Source organism: Pseudomonas sp. zfem004 (genome assembly GCF_032621715.1).
Lineage (GTDB): Bacteria > Pseudomonadota > Gammaproteobacteria > Pseudomonadales > Pseudomonadaceae > Aquipseudomonas > Aquipseudomonas sichuanensis.
This window is the reverse complement of the sequence record NZ_JAVYJF010000035.1, coordinates 16349-36908: the sequence shown is the minus strand read 5'-3', so window position 1 is coordinate 36908 and position 20560 is coordinate 16349. Positions and strand designations below refer to the sequence as shown.

Here is a 20560-nt window from a genome sequence, read left to right as displayed (position 1 = left end):
GGGGCAAGCCCGCTCCCACGTGGGAGCGGGCTTGCCCCGCGATTGGGTTCACCCTTCGAGCTTGGACTTGAGCAATTGGTTCACTTGCCCCGGGTTGGCCTTGCCTTTGGAGGCCTTCATCGCCTGGCCGACGAAGAAGCCGAACATCTTGCCGCGCTTGGCTTCGTCAGCGGCGCGGTACTGTTCGACCTGGTCGGCGTTGGCGGCGAGCATCTCGTCGAGCATCTTGTCGATCGCGCCGGTGTCGGTGACCTGCTTCAGGCCTTTGCTTTCGATGATGTTGTCGGCATCGCCTTCACCGGCGGCCATGGCCTCGAACACGGTCTTGGCAATCTTGCCGCTGATGGTGTTGTCACGGATGCGCAGCAGCATGCCGCCCAGTTGCTCGGCGCTGACCGGCGACTGGTCGATTTCCAGGCCCAGCTTGTTCAGCAGGCTGCCCAGCTCGACCATGACCCAGTTGGCGGCCAGCTTGGCGTCGCCGCCGATCTTCACCACCTGCTCGAAGTAGTCGGCCTGCTCGCGGCTGGAGGCCAGCACGTTGGCGTCGTAGGCCGACAGGCCGTACTGGCTCTGGAAGCGTTCGACCTTCTGTGGCGGCAGCTCCGGCAGGCCGGCGCGCACGCTGTCGAGGAACGCGGGCTCGATGACCACCGGCAGCAGGTCCGGGTCGGGGAAGTAACGATAGTCGTTGGCTTCCTCCTTGCTGCGCATGGAGCGGGTCTCGTCCTTGTTCGGGTCGTACAGGCGGGTTTCCTGCACCACCTTGCCGCCGTCCTCGATCAGGTCGATCTGGCGCTGGATTTCGCTGTTGATCGCACGCTCGATGAAGCGGAACGAGTTGACGTTCTTGATCTCGCAGCGGGTGCCGAACTCGGCCTGGCCTTTCGGGCGGATCGACACGTTGCAGTCGCAGCGCAGCGAGCCTTCGGCCATGTTGCCGTCGCAGATACCCAGGTAGCGCACCAGGGCATGGATCGCCTTGACGTAAGCCACGGCCTCTTTGGCGCTGCGCATGTCCGGCTCGGAGACGATCTCCAGCAGCGGCGTGCCGGCGCGGTTCAGGTCGATGCCGGTGGCGCCGTTGAAGTCTTCGTGCAGGCTTTTGCCGGCGTCTTCTTCAAGGTGCGCGCGGGTCACGCCAATGCGCTTGACGGTGCCGTCTTCCAGGGCGATGTCCAGGTGGCCCTTGCCGACGATCGGCAGGTCCATCTGGCTGATCTGGTAGCCCTTGGGCAGGTCAGGGTAGAAGTAGTTCTTGCGCGCGAACACGTTGCGCGGGCCGATTTCGGCATCGATCGCCAGGCCGAACATGCACGCCATGCGCACGGCTTCCTGGTTGAGCACCGGCAGTACGCCGGGCATGCCCAGATCGACCAGGCTGGCCTGGGTGTTCGGCTCGGAGCCGAAGGTGGTGGCGCTGCCGGAGAAAATCTTCGACTGGGTGGCGAGCTGGGTATGAATTTCCAGCCCGATCACAACTTCCCATTGCATGTGTGAATTCCTCAGAAGCCGTTGGGGGCGCGGGTGTGCCAGTCGGTGACTTGCTGGTAACGGTGCGCGATGTTGAGCAGGCGGCCTTCCTGGAAATACGGGGCCAGCAGCTGCACGCCCACCGGCAGGCCATCGACGAAGCCGGCCGGCATCGACAGGCCCGGCAGGCCCGCCAGGTTGGCGGTGATGGTGTAGACGTCTTCCAGGTAGGCGGCGACCGGGTCGCTGCTCTTGGCGCCGAGCTTCCAGGCCGGGTTTGGCGTGGTCGGGCCGAGGATCACGTCGACGTCGTGGAAGGCGGCCACGAAGTCGTTCTTGATCAGGCGGCGGATCTGCTGCGCCTTGACGTAGTAGGCATCGTAGTAGCCGGCCGACAGGGCGTAGGTGCCGACCATGATCCGGCGCTGCACTTCGACGCCGAAGCCTTCACCGCGCGAGCGCTTGTACAGGTCGGTGAGGTCCTTGGGGTTTTCGCAGCGATAGCCGAAGCGCACGCCGTCGAAACGCGACAGGTTGGAGGACGCTTCCGCCGGGGCGATCACGTAGTAGGCCGGGATGGCGTGCTGCATGTTCGGCAGGCTGATCTCTTTGACCACCGCGCCGAGCTTTTCCAGCTCCTTGACGCTGGCATGCACCAGTTCGGCGATGCGCGGGTCGAGGCCGGCGCCGAAGTATTCCTTCGGCACGCCGATGCGCAGGCCTTGCAGCGAGCCGTTCAGGTTGGCGCTGAAGTCCGGCACTGGCTCGTCGACCGAGGTCGAGTCCTTGGCGTCGAAGCCGGCCATGCCTTGCAGCAGCAGGGCGCAGTCTTCGGCGGTACGGGCCAGCGGGCCGCCCTGGTCGAGGCTGGAGGCATAGGCAATCATGCCCCAGCGCGAAACACGGCCATAGGTCGGCTTGAGGCCGGTCAGGTTGGTGAAGGCCGCCGGCTGGCGGATCGAGCCGCCGGTGTCGGTACCGGTGGTGGCCGGCAGCAGGCGCGCGGCCACGGCCGCGGCCGAGCCGCCGGACGAACCGCCAGGCACGTGCTCCAGGTTCCACGGGTTCTTCACCGCGCCGTAGTGGCTGGACTCGTTGGCCGAGCCCATGGCGAATTCGTCCATGTTGGTCTTGCCCAGGGTGACCATGCCGGCGGCGGCCAGCTTGGCGACCACGGTGGCGTCATACGGGGCGGTGAAGTTGTCGAGCATCTTCGAGCCGCAGCTGGTGCGGGTGCCGTTGGTGCAGAACAGGTCCTTGTGGGCGATCGGCGCGCCCAGCAGGGCACCGGTTTCACCGGCGGCGCGGCGGGCGTCGGCGGCACGCGCCTGCTCCAGGGCCTGCTCTTCGGTGACGGTGATGAAGCTGTTGAGCTGCGGGTCGAGCTGCTTGATGCGCGACAGCAGCGCGCCGGTCAGTTCTGCCGAGGAGAACGACTTGTCAGCGAGGCCGCGGGCGATCTCGGCCAGAGTGAATTGATGCATGGCAGGCGCTATCCCTTAATCGATGACTTTCGGAACCAGGTACAGACCGTTCTCGGTCGACGGGGCGACGGCTTGATACTGGTCGCGCTGATTGCTCTCGGTGACCTGGTCGGGACGCAGGCGCTGGGTGGTTTCCAGCGGGTGGGCGAGCGGTTCGATGCCGGTGGTGTCGACGGCTTGCATCTGGTCGACCAGCCCGAGAATGCTGTTCAAGGCGTCGGTAATGCGTGGCAGCTCGCCTTCATTCAGGCCCAGACGGGCCAGATGGGCGATCTTTTCCACGTCGGAGCGTTGCAGCGCCATGGGGATCTCCAGGGGGAACGATGAACGGAATTGTCCGCTAACAAAATGAGGAACATGTCAGGATTCTGGCGGTCAAAGGGCCGCGATCATCGGTAGGCATGCTCGGAAAAACCGCCAATTTAACATATTGGCTCCTTGCCCAAAATCCCTGCCATTGTTAGAGTTTGCCGCACTTTTTTACCCACGCTTTCCCCAGGGTCACTTTCCCATGTTCAAGAAACTGCGTGGCATGTTTTCCAGCGATCTGTCTATCGACCTGGGTACTGCCAACACCCTTATCTACGTGCGTGAGCGCGGTATTGTCCTGAATGAGCCCTCGGTTGTTGCCATCCGTACCCACGGCAACCAGAAAAGCGTCGTCGCTGTCGGTACCGAAGCCAAGCGCATGCTGGGCCGTACGCCCGGCAACATCGCGGCCATTCGTCCGATGAAAGATGGCGTGATCGCCGACTTCAGCGTTTGTGAAAAAATGTTGCAGTACTTCATCAACAAGGTTCACGAAAACAGCTTCCTGCAGCCCAGCCCTCGCGTGCTGATCTGCGTGCCGTGCAAGTCGACCCAGGTAGAGCGCCGCGCCATTCGCGAATCGGCCCTGGGTGCCGGTGCCCGTGAAGTGTTCCTTATCGAAGAGCCGATGGCCGCTGCCATCGGTGCCGGCCTGCCGGTCGAAGAAGCCCGCGGTTCGATGGTCGTCGATATCGGTGGCGGTACCACTGAAATCGCCCTGATCTCGCTCAACGGCGTGGTCTATGCCGAGTCCGTGCGTGTTGGCGGCGACCGCTTCGACGAAGCCATCGTTACCTACGTGCGCCGTAACTACGGCAGCCTGATCGGCGAATCCACCGCCGAGCGCATCAAGCAGGAAATCGGCACCGCCTACCCGGGCGGCGAAGTGCGCGAAGTCGACGTCCGTGGCCGTAACCTGGCCGAAGGCGTTCCACGTGCCTTCACCCTGAACTCCAACGAAGTGCTCGAAGCCCTGCAAGAGTCGCTGGCGACCATCGTCCAGGCGGTCAAGAGCGCGCTGGAGCAATCGCCACCCGAGCTGGCCTCGGACATCGCCGAGCGCGGCCTGGTGCTGACCGGTGGTGGCGCGCTGCTGCGTGACCTCGACAAGCTGCTGGCCCAGGAAACCGGCCTGCCGGTGATCGTCGCCGAAGACCCGCTGACCTGCGTCGCCCGTGGCGGCGGCCGTGCCCTGGAAATGATGGACAAGCACGCGATGGACCTGCTCTCCAGCGAGTGAGCCCTGACGCTGCCGTTACATCGCCCGGTTTACAGGTAGCACGCGCAGTGCTACCTGTATGCGCTGGGTTGGCGCCCGTGAGGGCGTCGTTTTCCGTCAATCCGCAAGCAGGCCGGTGCGTTGCCCCATGTTCAGTGACTTCCTGAGTCGTCCGCGAGGAACGGCCCATTAAACCGCTTTTCTCCAAAGGCCCTTCGCTGGGCGTGCGCCTGCTCGTGCTGGTGGTGATGTCGATCGCACTGATGGTGGTCGACTCGCGTTTCGACCTGCTCAAGCCCGTGCGCAGCCAGATGGGCCTGGTATTGATGGAGTCCTACTGGATCACCGACCTGCCGCAGCGCATGTGGCAGGGCGTGGCTGGCCAGTTCGGCAGCCGCACCGAGCTGATCGCCGAGAACGAGAAACTCAAGACCGAAGCCTTGCTGCTGCAAGGGCGCCTGCAAAAGCTGGCGGCCCTGACCGAGCAGAACGTGCGCCTGCGTGAGCTGCTCAATTCCTCGGCGCTGGTCAACGAGAAGGTCGAGGTTGCCGAGCTGATCGGTGTCGACCCCAACCCGTTCACCCACCGCATCCTGATCAACAAGGGCGAGCGCGACGGGGTGTTCCTCGGCCAGCCGGTGCTCGATGCCCGTGGCCTGATGGGCCAGGTGGTCGAGCTGATGCCGTACACCTCGCGGGTGCTGCTGCTCACCGATACCACCCACAGCATTCCGGTGCAGGTCAACCGCAACGGCCTGCGCGCCATCGCCAGCGGCACCGGCAACCCGGAGCGCCTGGAACTGCGCCATGTGGCCGACACCGCCGACGTCAAGGAAGGCGACCTGCTGGTCAGCTCCGGCATGGGCCAACGCTTCCCGGCCGGCTACCCGGTGGCCACGGTCAACGAAGTGATCCACGATTCCGGCCAGCCATTCGCCATCGTCCGCGCCATCCCGACCGCCGCGCTCAACCGCAGCCGCTACATGCTGCTGGTGTTCAGCGACCGGCGTACCCCGGAAGAGCGGGCAACGGAAGCTGCGATTGCCCAGGAAGAAGCCGACCGCCAGGGCGCCGGCCATGGCCAGGCCCCTGCGGCCCCGGCAACGCCACCCGCGGCCAACCCCGCGCAGCCTGCCGCACCCGCCGCCGCTCCGGCACCTGCCGCAAACGTTACGGCCCCGGCCCACCCGGCCGCAACGCCCGCTCAACCCCGGAGGCAATAATGGCCAGCACCCGTAGCAGAAACGGCTGGGCCATCTGGCTGACCTTTGCCGTCGGCCTGTTGCTCAGCGTCTCGCCGATGCCGCAGTTCATGGAAGTGTTCCGGCCCATGTGGCTGGCGTTGCTGCTGGCGTTCTGGACCCTCACCGTGCCCACCAAGGTCGGCATGACCACCGCCTTCGTGCTGGGCCTGGCCGAAGACGTGCTGTACGGCACCTTGCTGGGGCAGAACGCACTCATCCTCACCCTCATCACGTTCCTCGTGCTGTCGTTGCAGCAGCGCCTGCGCATGTTCCCCATGTGGCAGCAGAGCCTGGTGATCCTGGTGATCTTCGGTATCGCCCAACTGATCCAGCTCTGGCTCAGCGCCCTGACCGGCAACCGCCTGCCAACCCTGGCGCTGGTCTGGTCGGCGGTGATCAGTGCCTTGCTCTGGCCGTGGGTCAGCTTCGCCCTGCGCGGCTTGCGCGTGCGCTTGCATATTCATTGACGCTGCGCCACCACTGACAGGGAGATGTCCACATGCCTCAACTTTACCTGGCCTCCGGTTCGCCGCGCCGTCGTGAACTGCTGACCCAGATCGGCGTGCCGTTCACGGTCGTCAGTGCCCCCATCGATGAAACCCCGTTGCCCGGCGAAGCCCCGGCAGCCTATGTCGAGCGCCTGGCCCAGGCCAAGGCGGTAGCCGGTTTCGCCCACACCGACGGCAACGGCGTGGTGCTGGGCGCGGACACCACCGTGGTGCTCGACGACGAAATCCTCGGCAAGCCGCAAGACCGTGAAGACTTTTTGGCCATGCTCGGCGACCTGTCCAAGCGCGAACACCAGGTGCTCACCGCCGTGGCGCTGACCGACGGCCAGCGCAGCATCAGCCGCTGCGTCAGCACCACTGTGCGTTTTCGCGCCATCTCCTTCGAAGAAGCCCTGCGCTACTGGGCCAGCGGCGAACCGCTGGACAAGGCCGGTGGGTATGCCATCCAGGGCTTGGGCGCGGTGTTCGTCAGCGGCATCGAGGGCAGCTATTCGGCCGTGGTCGGCCTGCCCTTGAGCGAGACCGCCGAGCTGCTGGAGCAATTCGCCATTGCTGTCTGGCAGCCGCAAGAGGGTTCGACAGCGCGCTAGCCAGCCATCCCGCAGCGATCCATCATTACCGAAAACCTTGACGAGAGCCTGCCATGAGTGAAGAGATCCTGATCAACATCACCCCGATGGAATCACGCGTGGCAGTGGTGGAGAACGGTGTCCTGCAGGAGGTGCACGTAGAACGCACCCAGCGCCGCGGCATCGTCGGCAACATCTATAAAGGCAAGGTGGTCAGGGTGTTGCCGGGCATGCAGGCAGCCTTCGTCGATATCGGCCTGGAGCGTGCGGCGTTCATCCACGCCTCGGAGATTTCCCTGCGCGAAGGGTCGGCGGTAGAGACCATCACTGCGCTGGTGCATGAAGGGCAGGCACTGGTGGTGCAGGTGACCAAGGACCCCATCGGCACCAAGGGCGCGCGCCTCACCACGCAGTTGTCGATTCCCTCGCGCTACCTGGTGTACATGCCGCGCAGCAGCCATGTCGGCATCTCGCTGAAGATCGAGGAAGAAGCCGAGCGTGATCGCCTCAAGCAGGTGGTTACCGATTGCATGGCCCAGGAAGACATGAAGGACGCCGGCGGCTTCATCCTGCGCACCGCCGCCGAGGGCGCGCGTGCCGAGGACATTCTCCAGGACATCCGCTACCTGCGCCGCCTGTGGGAGCAGATCGGCTCGCAGATCAAGACCTGTGGCGCCCCTACCGTGATCTATGAAGACCTGGGCCTGGCGCTGCGAACGCTGCGCGACCTGGTCAACGCCAAGATCGAGAAGATCCGCATCGATTCGCGGGAAACCTTCCAGAAGACCACGCAATTCGTCGGCGAGCTGATGCCGGAAATCGCCGATCGCCTCGAGCACTACCCGGGCGAGCGGCCGATCTTCGACCTGTATGGCGTCGAGGACGAAATCCAGCGTGCCCTGGAGCGCAAGGTGCCGCTCAAGTCCGGCGGGTACCTGGTGGTCGACCCGGCGGAGGCGATGACCACCATCGACGTCAACACCGGCGCGTTCGTTGGCCATCGCAACCTCGAAGAGACCATTTTCAAGACCAACCTGGAAGCGGCCACGGCCATTGCCCGTCAGCTGCGCCTGCGCAACATCGGCGGGATCATCATCATCGACTTCATCGACATGGAAGACGAGGAGCACCAACGCCAGGTGCTGCGCACGCTGGAGAAGCAGCTGGAGCGCGACCACGCCAAGACCAACATCATCGGCATCACCGAGCTGGGCTTGGTGCAGATGACCCGCAAGCGCACCCGCGAAAGCCTCGAACAGGTGTTGTGCGAGCCGTGCGCGGCCTGCCAGGGGCGCGGCAAACTGAAGACGCCCGAAACCATCTGCTACGAGATCTTCCGCGAGATCCTTCGCGAAGCCCGCGCCTACCAGGCAGAAGGCTATCGGGTCCTGGCCAATCAGAAGGTGGTCGACCGGCTGCTGGACGAAGAGTCGGGTAACGTCGCCGAACTTGAGACTTTCATCGGGCGAACCATCCGTTTCCAGGTCGAGTCCATGTATTCCCAGGAACAATATGATGTGGTGCTGCTCTGACTGTCACTGAACGTATCTGCCCCAGGGAGGGGCTGGCAAAGCGCTGTTCACCGGCCATAGTTAGTGGACGACTTGGAGGGCCTTGGCCATGGAGCGTCTGACCCGCGTTCTGAGCGCCTTGACCCGCTGGGGGTTGGCAATTTGCGCCCTGCTGGCGGTGCTGGTGGCGCTGTACGTCAGCCTCGGTCGGCAACTGATACCGCTGGTCGCCGAATACCGTGCAGACGCCGAGCTCAAGGCCGAACAGGCCTTGGGCCTGCCTGTGCATGTGGGGGCGCTGGAAGGCCGTTGGAGTGGCCTGGCTCCGGTGCTGCGGGTGCGCGACCTGCAACTGGGCGAAGGCGCTGCCGCGCTGCGCCTGGACGACGTCAAGCTGGTGCCGGACCTGTGGGCCAGCCTCAAGGCGCGCGAAGTGCGCCTGGCGCGCATCCAGCTTGGTGGCCTGCAGCTGATCCTGCGTGAAAACGAGCAGGGCGCCTGGGCCCTGGAAGGCTTGCCGCACAAGGATGATGCGCCGCTCGACCCGGCAGATGCCCTCAAGCGCCTGCGTCAGCTGGGCCGGGTCGACCTGTTCGACAGCCAGGTTACCTTGCACCCGTGGCAGCGCGAGCCCCTCACTCTCACCTATGTCAGCCTCGGCCTGCAGGCCGGAGCCTCGCGCCAGAGCCTGGACTTGCGCGCCACCTTGCCCGATGGCCAGCCGCTGGCCGTCAGCCTGCGCAGCCGGGCCACGGCCAAGGCGTGGCGCGATGGCCAGCTCGAAGCCTACCTCAGCCTGCCGCAGAGTGACTGGGCGCGCTGGCTGCCGCCGCGCCTGCTGGGCCAGTGGCAAGCCGATAGCCTGCGGGCCGGCGGGGAGTTCTGGGTCGACTGGCGCCAGGGCCAGCTGCAACGCGCCGTGGTGCGCCTCAATGCACCGCAACTCAAAGGCGCATACAGCGAACGTAAAGCGGTCGCCCTCGACAACGTCGCGTTGTCGGCCTGGTTCCAGCGCCGCAGCGAAGGTTTCGATGTGGCCGTGGACTCGCTTGCCGCGAGCATCGGCAAGACCCGCTGGGAATCTCACCTGCAACTGGCGCAGCGTACGGGACAGACGCCGGCCGAGGAGTCCTGGCAGGTCCAGGCCGATCGCCTCGAGCTGACGCCCCTGACCCCGTTGATCGACGCCCTGGCGCCGCTGCCGGACAACCTCAAGGCCGTGGTCGATGCCCTCAAGGTCACGGGCGCCTTGCGTAATGTGCGCCTGGACATCCGCCCCAAGGCCGAAGGCGACCAGCGCGTGCAGTTCGCCGCCAACCTGGAGAAGGTCGGCTTCGACGCCTACCACGGCGCGCCTGCGGCCGGTAATGTCAGCGGCGCTATCAGCGGCGACCTGGGCCAGGGCGAGCTGCGCCTGGATACCGAGGCGTTCATGCTGCACTTGTACCCGATCTTCGCCAAACCCTGGCATTACCAGAAGGCCAACGCTCGCCTGACCTGGAAGCTCGACAAGGAAGGGTTCACGCTGATCGCACCCTATATCAAGGTGCTGGGCGAGGAGGGCAAGATCGCGGCCGACTTCCTGATCCGCCTGCTGTTCGAAGAGGGCCGCGAAGACTACATGGACCTGCGCGTCGGCATGACCGAGGGTGATGGCCGCTACACCGCCAAGTACCTGCCCGAGGTGCTCAGCCCGGCGCTCGACGAATGGCTGCGCAGTGCCATCGTCAAGGGTAACGTCGACGAGGGCTACTTCCAGTACCAGGGCTCGCTCAACCATGGCGCGCCGGCCCATGCCCGCGACATCAGCCTGTTCTTCAAGGTGCATGACGCGGCATTAGACTTCCAGCCGGGCTGGCCGCAGGTGCAGCAGGTGGACGGCGAGGTATTCATCGAAGACACCGGTGTGCGCGTCAATGCCCGAAGTGGCATGCTGCTCGACACCAAGGTCAGTGATGTCCGCGTCAACATTCCCCATGTCGACGCCGGGCAGCACAGCCATCTTTACCTGGATGGCGATTTCGACGGCAGCCTCGGCGATGGCCTGAAGATTCTCAAGGACGCCCCCATCGGCACCGGTGCGATCTTCGCCGGCTGGGAAGGCGAGGGGCCGCTCAAGGGCAAGGTCAAGCTGGACATTCCCCTGGAGCATGGCCAGCGGCCCAAGGTGCGGGTGGACTTCGCCACCGCCAACGCCACGCTCAAGGTGGCGCCGCCAACCCTGGAACTGAGCCGCCTCAAAGGTGATTTCAGCTTCGATTACGACAAGGGGCTGAGCGGCAAGGACATCGCGCTGCAGGCGTTCGGCAAGCCGGTCACGGCGCAGATTGCCGCCGAAGGCAAGGACGGGCAGATCCAGAGCCGCATCACCGCCACTGGCCAGGTGGGCCTCAAGGCGCTTACCGACTGGCTGCAGTTCCAGCAGGCGCTGCCCGCGTCGGGGGACCTGCCCTACCAGTTGCAATTGCTGCTGGGCAGCCACGATAACCGGCTGACCGTCAATTCCTCGCTCAAGGGCCTGGCCATCGACCTGCCGGCGCCATTCGGCAAGGCGGCCACTGATATCCGCGACAGCCGCTTCAGCCTGACCTTGCAAGGCCCGGAGCGGCGCATCGACGCAGCTTATGCAGACCTGGCCCGCTTTGCCTATGCCGCACCCGCTGACAAACTTGGCCAGGGCCGTGGCGAACTGCTGCTGGGCAGCGGTGAGGCCAACCCGCCCGGCGGCCAGGGCTTGCGGGTCCGTGGACACCTCGAAACGCTGGACCTGGCCCCCTGGCAGGCACAGATGTCGAGCCTGGCCGGCCAGGACCCAGGCGGCAGTGCCCGGCAGAACCTGCAAGGCGTCGACCTGAGCATCGGCCAGCTCAAGGCGTTCGGCATGGACCTCAACCAGGCCGTGGTGCGCCTGGTGCGTAGCGGCCCAGCCTGGGACCTGCGCCTGGACAGCAAGGAAGTCATTGGCAATGCACGTATTCCCGATGCCAAGGGTGTGCCGCTCAACATCCGCCTGCCATCGCTGCGCCTGCCCCCCGCCGATCCAAACGTGACCGCGCCGGAAAACGCCCCGGACCCGTTGGCCAGCGTCGATCCGCGCAACGTGCCGCCGCTGAACCTGACCATCGACAAGCTGTATCGGGGCGACGACCTGTTCGGCAGTGCAACCCTGAAAGTACGCCAGACGCCCCGTGGTATCGCCCTTAGCGATGTCGATCTGGACCTCAAGGGCCTGCACATCGATGGCAGTGGCGGTTGGGAAGGTGAACCGGGCAGCACGTCGAGCTGGTACAAGGGCCGCCTGGACGGCAAGAACCTGGGCGATGTGCTCAAGGCCTGGGGCTTTGCGCCCACCGTGACCAGCCGAGATTTTCGCATGGACGTAGACGGCCGCTGGCCGGGTTCGCCCGCCTGGGTGAGCCTCAATCGCTATTCGGGCAGCCTCGACGCGGCGCTGCGTACCGGCCAGTTCGTCGAGGTCGAAGGTAGCGCCCAGGCCCTGCGGGTGTTCGGCCTGCTCAACTTCAACTCGATTGGCCGACGCTTGCGCCTGGACTTCTCCGACCTGTTCAGCAAAGGCCTGGCCTACGACCGGGTGAAAGGCCTGCTGGTGGCGAGCGAGGGGGTGTACGTGACCCGCGAGCCGATCACCGTCACCGGCCCGTCGAGCAACTTCGAGCTCGATGGCACCCTGGACCTGGCGCGTGATCGGGTCGACGCCAACCTGATGGTGACGCTGCCGGTGACCAACAACCTGCCGATCGCCGCGCTGATCATCGGCGCGCCAGCGGTGGGTGGGGCGCTGTTCCTGGTCGACCGCCTGATCGGCGACCGTGTGGCGCGTTTTGCCAGCGTGCATTACCGCGTCGAGGGGCCGGTGAAAGAGCCTAAAATCACCTTTGTGAAACCTTTTGATAAATAAGCCCGGGGTTGCGATGACGTCAGCAGTGATCCAGATGGTCAGCCAGGACGATGTGCTGGCCAACCTGCAACGTGCCGCTGCGCTGCTCGAGCAGGCCGCTGCCGGCGGTGCGCGGCTGGCAGTGCTGCCGGAGAACTTCGCGGCCATGGGCCGGCGCGACGCTGCCGCCATCGGGCGGGCCGAGGCCCTGGGCGAAGGGCCGATCCTGCCGTGGTTGAAACGCACGGCCCGCGACCTCAAGTTATGGATTGTCGCCGGCACGTTGCCGCTGCCACCGGTCGGCCAGCCTGAGGCAAAGTCTCACGCCTGCTCGCTGCTGATCGATGAGCACGGCGAGATCGCCGCACGCTACGACAAGCTGCACCTGTTCGATGTGGATGTGGCCGACAACCGTGGCCGCTACCGCGAGTCGGACGACTATGCCCACGGTAGCCAGGTGGTGGTGGCCGATACGCCAGTGGGGCGCCTGGGCTTGTCGGTGTGCTACGACCTGCGCTTTCCCGAGCTGTACAGCGCCCTGCGCGCTGCCGGTGCCGAGCTGATCAGTGCGCCGGCGGCGTTCACCGCGGTGACCGGCGCGGCGCACTGGGAGGTGCTGATCCGCGCGCGGGCCATCGAGACCCAGTGCTATGTACTGGCCGCCGCCCAGGGCGGCATGCATCCAGGGCCGCGGGAAACCCACGGCCAGGCGGCGATCGTCGACCCTTGGGGGCGGATCGTCGCGCAACAGGCGCGTGGCGAGGCAGTGCTGCTGGCCACGCGTGACAGCGAAGAACAGGCGTCCATCCGGGCGCGCATGCCGGTGGTTACCCACCGGCGCTTTTTCCCGCAGGACGCTTTGCGGCCTGCGCACACCTCGGAGTGACTATGAGCCAGATGTTATCCACCGTCAGTGAGCAGCTCCTGGCCCCGGGCGGCTTGACCCTCGACAGCTTGCAGACGGTGCTCGGCGAGCTGGCGGGCCCCGGTATCGACGCGGCAGACCTGTATTTCCAGGGCCAGATCTCGGAAACCTGGGCGCTGGAAGACGGCATCGTCAAAGAAGGCAGCTTCAACCTCGACCAAGGCGTGGGCGTGCGTGCCCAGTCCGGTGAGAAAACCGGCTTTGCCTACAGCAATGCGATCAACCTTGAAGCCCTGACTTCGGCCGCCCGCGCCGCCCGCTCGATCTCCCGCGCCGGGCAGAACGGCAAGGTACAGGCGTTCCGCAGCCAGGACGTGACCGCGCTGTACGCACCGGACAATCCGCTGGACGTGCTCAGTCGCGCCGAGAAGGTCGAGCTGCTCAAGCGCGTCGATGCCGCCACCCGTGCGCTCGATCCGCGGATCCAGCAGGTCAGCGTGAGCATGGCCGGGGTGTGGGAGCGCATCCTGATTGCCGCCGCCGACGGCAGCCTGGCGGCCGACATTCGCCCGCTGGTGCGTTTCAACGTCAGCGTGATCGTCGAGCAGAACGGCCGTCGCGAGCGCGGCGGGCAGGGCGGTGGCGGGCGTACCGACTACCGCTATTTCACCGAGGAGCGGGTGATGGGCTATGCCCGCGAAGCGCTGCGCCAGGCGCTGGTCAACCTCGAAGCGATTCCTGCTCCGGCCGGTACCCTGCCGGTGGTGCTGGGCTCGGGCTGGTCCGGCGTGCTGTTGCACGAAGCGGTCGGTCACGGCCTGGAAGGCGATTTCAATCGCAAGGGCAGCTCGGCCTTCAGCGGGCGCATCGGTGAGAAAGTGGCGTCGAGCCTGTGCACCATCGTCGACGACGGCACCCTGGAAGGGCGCCGCGGTTCGCTGAGCGTCGATGACGAAGGTACCCCGACCGAGTGCACCACGCTGATCGAGAACGGCATCCTCAAGGGTTACATGCAGGACAAGCTCAACGCCCGCCTGATGGGCATGGCGGTGACCGGTAACGGCCGTCGCGAATCCTACGCCCACCTGCCGATGCCGCGCATGACCAACACCTACATGCGTGCTGGCGACAGCGACCCGCAGGAGATCATCGCCTCGGTGAAGAAGGGCATCTATTGCGCCAACCTGGGCGGTGGCCAGGTGGACATCACCAGCGGCAAGTTCGTGTTTTCCACCAGCGAGGCCTACCTGATCGAGGACGGCAAGATCACCGCACCGGTCAAGGGCGCCACGCTGATCGGCAATGGCCCGGAGGCGATGAGCCGGGTGTCGATGGTCGGCAACGACCTGGCACTGGACAGCGGCGTGGGGACGTGCGGGAAGGATGGGCAGTCGGTGCCGGTGGGCGTTGGCCAACCGACTCTGAAGCTGGATGCCATTACCGTAGGCGGTACGGGCGCTTGATGAATAATCGCGGGGCAAGCCCGCTCCCACAATCGTGGGAGCGGGCTTGCCCCGCGATGGGCTCAACGCAGGCCGCGCTGGGTCTCGTCGAGCTCGCGGATGTACTTGAACACTTTACGCATGGCAGCAGGCGGCTTGTTCCGCGCCTTCTCGTGCTGGGCATGACGGATCAGCGAGCGCAGTTGCTGGCGGTCGGTGTCGGGGTACTCGTTGACGAAGCGCTCGAGGTCCTCGTCGTTGCCGTCGATCAGGCGGTCGCGCCAGCGCTCCAGGTTGTGGAAGCGCTCGTTGTACTGACGGGTCGAGCTGTCGATCTGGTCGAGCACGGCATGGATGGCGTCGAGGTCCTGCACGCGCATCAGCTTGCCGACGAACGACATGTGGCGTTTACGGGCGCCATGGGCAACGTGCTTGCTGGCCTCGGCCAGCGCCTTGCGCAGCTCGTCGGTCAGCGGCAGGCGCGCCAGGGTGTCGGCCTTGAGGGTGGTGAGGCGCTCACCGAGTTCGACCAGCGCATGCAGCTCGCGCTTGATCTGGGTTTTGCTTTTTTCGCCATCGAAGGCGTCGTCGTAAGAATCAACCATGGGGGCCGTCCGCAAGAAATCGCCGCCATGATAACCAGTCGGGGGCCGCTTGTCCGGCCCGGTCGTAGAATGACCCAAGCCGTACGCAGAATTTTCAGTGGAGAGAACCATGAGTGCAGTCCAGAGCGTAGGCCCCAAGGACCTGCCGGCGTTGCAGGAACAGGTCGTAGCGATCGTCGCCGAAGCGCGTCGCCAGGGCGCCAGCGCATGCGAAGTGGCGGTGTCGCTGGAGCAGGGCCTGTCCACCAGCGTGCGCCAGCGCGAAGTCGAGACCGTCGAGTTCAACCGCGACCAGGGCTTCGGCATCACCCTCTACGTTGGCCAGCGCAAGGGCTCGGCCAGCACCTCGGCCAGCGGCCCTGAGGCGATCCGTGAGACCGTCGCGGCGGCACTGGCCATCGCCAAGCATACTTCCGAAGACGATTGCTCGGGCCTGGCCGATGCGGCGTTGATGGCCCGTGAACTGCCCGACCTCGATCTGTACCACGATTGGGACATCGAGCCGGAAAAGGCCATCGAGATGGCGTTGGCCTGCGAGGCGGCCGCCTTCGATGCCGACAAACGCATCCTCAATGCCGATGGCACCACGCTCAATACCCACCAAGGTGTGCGGGTGTACGGTAACAGCCATGGCTTCATCGGCGGCTACGCCTCCACCCGCCACAGCCTGAGCTGCGTGATGATTGCCGAGGGTGACGGGCAGATGCAGCGTGACTACTGGTACGACGTCAATCGCCAGGGCCATTTGCTGGCCGACCCGAGCAGCATTGGCGTGCGGGCCGCCCAGCGCGCCGCCAGCCGCTTGGGCGCGCGACCGGTGCCGACCTGCGAAGTGCCGGTGCTGTTCAGCGCCGAGCTGGCGGGCGGGTTGTTCGGCAGCTTCCTGTCGGCGATCTCCGGCGGCAACCTGTACCGCAAGTCGTCGTTCCTCGAAGGCACCCTTGGCCAGCGCTTGTTCCCCACCTGGCTGACCCTGGACGAGCGCCCGCACATTCCGCGAGCGTTGGGCAGTGCCTCGTTTGACGGTGATGGTCTGGCGACCTACGCCAAGCCGTTCGTCGACAAAGGCGAGCTGGTTTCCTACATCCTCGGCACCTATTCCGGGCGCAAGCTGGGGCTGCCGAGCACCGCCAACTCCGGCGGTGTGCACAACCTGTTCGTCACCCATGGGGTCGAGGACCAGGCGGCGTTGATCCGTCGCATGGGGCGCGGCCTGCTGGTAACCGAGCTGATGGGGCATGGCCTGAACATGGTCACCGGCGACTATTCCCGTGGCGCGGCGGGCTTCTGGGTAGAGAACGGCGAGATCCAGCATGCGGTGCAGGAAGTCACCATCGCCGGCAATATGAAAGACATGTTCCAGCAAATCGTGGCGATTGGCAGCGATATCGAAACTCGCAGCAATATCCACAGTGGCTCGGTGCTGATCGAGCGGATGACGGTGGCCGGTAGCTGATCTGCTGCTGGATTGTGGGAGCGGGSTTGCCCCGCGATTGGTCTACAGATCATCGCGGGGCAASCCCGCTCCCACGCTGTCCACATCCTGTGCACCCCAACCCGGCCATCGCGCCGGGTTTTTATTTGCCTTTCGTCTTCCTTGAATTGATTCTATTTATCAATTAATAATGAATATCATTATCCAGTCACCCGGCGATGATCTTCATGAAAACCGTCCTCCACGAACTGCCCTACCTGGAAAACTGGCGCTGGCTCAGCCGGCGTATTCGTTGTGCCCTGGAGCCTGACGAGCCACGCCTGATCGAGCACTACCTGGCCGAAGGCCGTTACCTGGTGTGCTGCACCGAGACCTCGCCATGGACGGTGGCAATGACCTCTTTCCGCCTGCTGCTGGATACCGCCTGCGACCGCATGCTGCCCTGGCACTGGCGCTGCCTGTGCCTCGACCAGGCGTGGCGCCCGTTGCTCGACCTGCGCAACCTCGATCGCCAGGCGCACAACGAGCGCTGGCAACCCTTTGCGATGCAACTAGCCACCTGTGTGCTGTTGCCGTCGATTTCTCCCGAAGAACTGATGCAAGGACTTGAAGATGAGTGATACCCGTATCGAGCGTGACAGCATGGGTGAACTGCAGGTGCCGGCCCAGGCCCTGTACGGCGCCCAGACCCAGCGCGCGGTCGACAACTTCCCGGTCAGCGGCAAGCCGATGCCGGCCCAGTTCATCCGCGCCCTGCTGCTGGCCAAGGCGGCCGCGGCCAAGGCCAACGTCGAACTGCAGCAACTGAGCCCGGAGCAGGGCGGGGCAATCGTCAAGGCCGTGGAGCAACTGCTGGCCGAGGATTTCATCCAGCACTTCCCGGTCGATGTGTTCCAGACCGGCTCCGGCACCAGTTCGAACATGAACGCCAACGAGGTAATCGCCACCCTGGCCAGCCGTGTGCTCGGCGAGCAGGTCAATGCCAACGATCACGTCAACTGCGGCCAGAGCAGCAACGACATCATCCCCACCACCATCCACGTCAGCGCCGCCCTGGCCCTGCATGAGCAGTTGCTGCCGGCCTTGCGTCACCTGACGCAGGTGATCGAGAGCAAAGCCGTCGAAGTACACAAGTACGTCAAGACTGGCCGCACCCACCTGATGGATGCCATGCCGGTGCGCATGAGCCAGGTGCTCGATGGCTGGGCGGCGCAGATCAAAGGCGCCCAGGCCCATGTCGAGGCCACGCTGCCAAGCTTGCAGGCGCTGGCCCAGGGCGGCACCGCAGTCGGCACCGGGATCAATGCCCACCCGCAGTTCGCGGCTGGCTTCGCTCGCCAGCTCAGTGGCCTGACCAAGGTCGAGTTCACCCCGGGCCAGAACCTGTTCGCCCTGATCGGCTCCCAGGACACTGCCGTGGCGTTGTCCGGCCAGCTCAAGACCACCGCGGTGGCGCTGATGAAGATCGCCAACGACCTGCGCTGGATGAACTCCGGCCCGCTGGCCGGCCTCGGTGAAATCGAACTGCAGGGCCTGCAGCCGGGCTCGTCGATCATGCCGGGCAAGGTCAACCCGGTGATCCCGGAGGCTACCGCGATGGTTGCCGCCCAAGTGATCGGCAACGACGCCACCATCGCCGTGGCGGGGCAGTCGGGCAACTTCGAGCTCAACGTGATGCTGCCGGTGATCGCTCGCAACCTGCTGGAAAGCATCGAGTTGATGGCCAACGTCAGCCGCCTGCTGGCCGACAAGGCCATCGCGACCTTCAAGGTCAACGAAGGCAAGCTCAAGGAAGCGTTGTCGCGCAACCCGATCCTGGTCACCGCGTTGAACCCGATCATCGGTTACCTCAAGGCTGCCGAAATCGCCAAGACGGCCTACAAGCAGGGGCGCCCGGTCATCGATGTGGCCCTGGAGCACACCGACCTGTCCCGCGACCAGCTCGAAGCGCTGCTCAACCCGGAAAAACTCACCGCCGGCGGCATCTGAGCCAAGGCTGCCCAGGAGACACGTCATGCAGCACTGGAGACGCACCACGCAAAACGCCAATCGCCTGTTCGACCAGGGCGAGCTGGTCGATGCCCGGGAACACTACCTGCAAGCGCTGGCCTTGGCCCAGGTGCTGTTCGAGCGCTGGCATGACGTCGATGAGGCGGTGGCCGCGCTGGTCATCGCCCATCACAACCTGGCCGACCTGCACCTGCGGCTGAACCAGCCGCACGAAAGCGCCGACTACCTGTGCGCTGCGCACCAGGCATTGCTCCAGGCCAGCCAGGAGCAACGTCTGCCCCAGGCGCTGCGCGATGCCGCGCTGCGCCACAGCGCACGCACCTACACCGAGTTGCTGAGTTTCATCGCCGAATATGGCCAGTACCCGCGCACCGAGCGCCTGCTCAATCGCCAGGCGCCGGCTACCAGCGAACTGGTCGCGCAAACGGACCTCACGCTTCGCACACCTGCTCATGGAATCCACTGACATGCCCCATACCTTGCCTGCACTGCCTTATGCCTACGATGCGCTGGAGCCGCACATCGATACCCAGACCATGGAGATCCACCACAGCAAGCACCACCAGACCTACATCAACAACCTCAATGCCGCCATCGAGGGCACCGAGTGGGCCGAATGGCCGGTGGAGCAGTTGGTCGGCGCGGTCAAGCAGTTGCCCGAGCAGTTGCGAGGGGCAGTGATCAACCAGGGCGGCGGTCACGCCAACCACACCCTGTTCTGGACCGTCATGTCGCCCAAGGGCGGCGGTGAACCTCAGGGTGAGGTGGCCAAGGCCATCGATGTGCAGCTGGGTGGTTTCGCGGCGTTCAAGGACGCGTTCACCAAGGCGGCGCTGAGCCGCTTCGGCAGTGGCTGGGCCTGGCTCAGCGTCACGCCGGCGAAAACACTGGTGGTGGAAAGCAGTAGCAACCAGGACAGCCCGCTGATGCACGGCAATACGCCGATCCTGGGGCTCGACGTGTGGGAGCATGCCTACTACCTGAAGTACCAGAACCGTCGCCCGGAATACATTGGTGCTTTCTACAACGTGGTCGACTGGGCCGAAGTGGAACGCCGCTACCTTGAAACCCTGAAGTGAGTCGAACCGGTATGCGCTCCGAGGTGATGTCTGTCAGCAGTGTGCGCCTGTTCCGCCTGGCGCTTGGGACCTTGCTGTTGCTGGTTGGCACCGCGCTGCTGGTGGCGCGCGGCATCGCCTGGCTGGACCTGGAACCGCGCATGTTGCGTGCCCTGGAGGGCGGTGCATTGTGCGCACTGGGCACGGCATTGGGGGCGGTACCGGTGCTGGTGATTCGCAACATGCCTGTGGCGCTGGCCGATACCTTGCTCGGCTTTGGCGCCGGGGTAATGTTGGCCGCCACCGCGTTCTCGTTGATCATCCCGGGGCTGGAGGCGGCCCAGGCCATCGGCTACAGCCCCTGGGGCGCCGGTGGCTTGATCAGCAGCGGCCTATTGTTCGGGGCGTTGTGCCTGTTCCTGGTAGATCTGAGGGTTTCCGGGGCATCCCCCGAAGCGCTGGTCGGTACCGGGCAGCAGCCGGTGATCGCTGCGCGGATCTGGCTGTTTGTCATTGCCATCATTGCCCACAACATTCCCGAAGGCATGGCCATTGGTGTGTCTGCCGGGGGCGGGATGGCCGATGCCGACAGCCTGGCCATGGGCATTGCCCTGCAGGATGTGCCGGAAGGGCTGGTGATTGCCCTGGTGTTGGCGGGGGCCGGGATGCCGCGCTTCAAGGCGTTCCTGATTGGCGCTGCGTCCGGGCTGGTCGAGCCGTTGGCGGCGGTGATCTGCGCCTGGTTGGTGAACATTGCCGAACTGCTGTTGCCGCTGGGCCTGGCCTGCGCGGCGGGGGCGATGCTGTTGGTGGTGACCCAGGAAATCATCCCCGAGTCACGCAGCAATGGCCATCACCGGTTGGCAAGCCTGGGCTTGTGCGTGGGCTTCTGCCTGATGATGGTGATGGATACGGCGATGTCCTGAGCC

General features: G+C 65.1%; 18 protein-coding genes. 14 read left to right on the top strand and 4 right to left on the bottom strand.

Annotated elements, in window-relative coordinates; all coding sequences use genetic code 11:
• Positions 1-48 precede the first annotated feature (48 nt).
• The 3 genes from gatB to gatC are packed head-to-tail and all read right to left on the bottom strand — an operon-like array spanning position 49 to position 3260.
• A complete protein-coding gene (gene gatB, locus RTH46_RS25135) occupies positions 49-1494 on the bottom strand; it encodes an Asp-tRNA(Asn)/Glu-tRNA(Gln) amidotransferase subunit GatB (RefSeq protein ID WP_153787415.1) in 1446 nt (481 codons plus the stop codon).
• 11 nt (positions 1495-1505) lie between these two features.
• Entirely contained in the window at positions 1506-2957 is a 1452-nt protein-coding gene (gatA, locus tag RTH46_RS25130) for an Asp-tRNA(Asn)/Glu-tRNA(Gln) amidotransferase subunit GatA (RefSeq protein WP_153787414.1), read from the bottom strand.
• Positions 2958-2972: 15 nt separating this feature from the next.
• Positions 2973-3260, bottom strand: coding sequence for an Asp-tRNA(Asn)/Glu-tRNA(Gln) amidotransferase subunit GatC (gatC, locus tag RTH46_RS25125; RefSeq protein ID WP_110993452.1), 288 nt, complete (start codon positions 3258-3260; stop codon positions 2973-2975).
• Positions 3261-3468: 208 nt separating this feature from the next.
• Here gatC and mreB point away from each other — a divergent pair, with 208 nt between their 5' ends.
• From mreB to tldD, 8 genes are all read left to right on the top strand, one after another.
• The gene (gene mreB, locus RTH46_RS25120; RefSeq protein WP_003255163.1) at positions 3469-4506 is read left to right on the top strand and encodes a rod shape-determining protein MreB; all 1038 of its coding nucleotides are present in this window, start codon (positions 3469-3471) and stop codon (positions 4504-4506) included.
• 167 nt (positions 4507-4673) lie between these two features.
• The gene (mreC, locus tag RTH46_RS25115) at positions 4674-5708 is read left to right on the top strand and encodes a rod shape-determining protein MreC (RefSeq protein WP_279846615.1); all 1035 of its coding nucleotides are present in this window, start codon (positions 4674-4676) and stop codon (positions 5706-5708) included.
• Positions 5708-6196, top strand: coding sequence for a rod shape-determining protein MreD (mreD, locus tag RTH46_RS25110; protein ID WP_110993450.1), 489 nt, complete (start codon positions 5708-5710; stop codon positions 6194-6196). The genes mreC and mreD overlap by 1 nt, the downstream gene beginning before the upstream one ends.
• Positions 6197-6228: 32 nt before the next feature.
• Positions 6229-6828 (top strand): Maf family protein, encoded by a 600-nt coding sequence (locus RTH46_RS25105; RefSeq protein WP_153787412.1) that lies wholly within the window; start codon positions 6229-6231, stop codon positions 6826-6828.
• A gap of 53 nt (positions 6829-6881) precedes the next feature.
• A complete protein-coding gene (gene rng, locus RTH46_RS25100) occupies positions 6882-8339 on the top strand; it encodes a ribonuclease G (protein WP_153787411.1) in 1458 nt (485 codons plus the stop codon).
• An 88-nt stretch (positions 8340-8427) separates the two neighbouring features.
• On the top strand, positions 8428-12237 hold the full coding sequence (locus RTH46_RS25095; RefSeq protein ID WP_316906880.1) for a YhdP family protein: 3810 nt from the start codon (positions 8428-8430) through the stop codon (positions 12235-12237).
• A gap of 13 nt (positions 12238-12250) precedes the next feature.
• Positions 12251-13102 carry a carbon-nitrogen hydrolase family protein gene (locus RTH46_RS25090; RefSeq protein WP_153787409.1) on the top strand — a complete coding sequence of 284 codons (852 nt, stop codon included), beginning with the start codon at positions 12251-12253 and terminating at the stop codon, positions 13100-13102.
• Positions 13103-13104: 2 nt separating this feature from the next.
• A complete protein-coding gene (gene tldD / locus RTH46_RS25085) occupies positions 13105-14544 on the top strand; it encodes a metalloprotease TldD (RefSeq protein ID WP_153787408.1) in 1440 nt (479 codons plus the stop codon).
• Between the two features lie 62 nt (positions 14545-14606).
• Here the strand turns inward: tldD and yjgA are convergent, their stop codons facing one another.
• Complete coding sequence (gene yjgA / locus RTH46_RS25080) at positions 14607-15128, bottom strand: ribosome biogenesis factor YjgA (protein WP_110993444.1); 522 nt, start codon at positions 15126-15128, stop codon at positions 14607-14609.
• 109 nt (positions 15129-15237) lie between these two features.
• Here yjgA and pmbA point away from each other — a divergent pair, with 109 nt between their 5' ends.
• The 6 genes from pmbA to RTH46_RS25050 all read left to right on the top strand — a co-directional run bounded on the left by pmbA (position 15238) and on the right by RTH46_RS25050 (position 20557).
• The gene (gene pmbA / locus RTH46_RS25075; protein ID WP_316906879.1) at positions 15238-16584 is read left to right on the top strand and encodes a metalloprotease PmbA; all 1347 of its coding nucleotides are present in this window, start codon (positions 15238-15240) and stop codon (positions 16582-16584) included.
• Positions 16585-16781: 197 nt separating this feature from the next.
• Positions 16782-17183, top strand: coding sequence for a FagA protein (locus tag RTH46_RS25070; protein WP_153787407.1), 402 nt, complete (start codon positions 16782-16784; stop codon positions 17181-17183).
• Positions 17176-18552 (top strand): class II fumarate hydratase, encoded by a 1377-nt coding sequence (locus RTH46_RS25065; RefSeq protein WP_153787406.1) that lies wholly within the window; start codon positions 17176-17178, stop codon positions 18550-18552. Before RTH46_RS25070 ends, RTH46_RS25065 begins: the two co-directional genes overlap by 8 nt.
• 25 nt (positions 18553-18577) lie before the next feature.
• Positions 18578-19039 carry a DUF2753 domain-containing protein gene (locus tag RTH46_RS25060; RefSeq protein WP_232883108.1) on the top strand — a complete coding sequence of 154 codons (462 nt, stop codon included), beginning with the start codon at positions 18578-18580 and terminating at the stop codon, positions 19037-19039.
• Between the two features lies 1 nt (position 19040).
• Complete coding sequence (locus RTH46_RS25055; RefSeq protein ID WP_316906878.1) at positions 19041-19652, top strand: superoxide dismutase; 612 nt, start codon at positions 19041-19043, stop codon at positions 19650-19652.
• Between the two features lie 11 nt (positions 19653-19663).
• Complete coding sequence (locus RTH46_RS25050) at positions 19664-20557, top strand: ZIP family metal transporter (protein WP_153787464.1); 894 nt, start codon at positions 19664-19666, stop codon at positions 20555-20557.
• Positions 20558-20560: the final 3 nt, after the last annotated feature.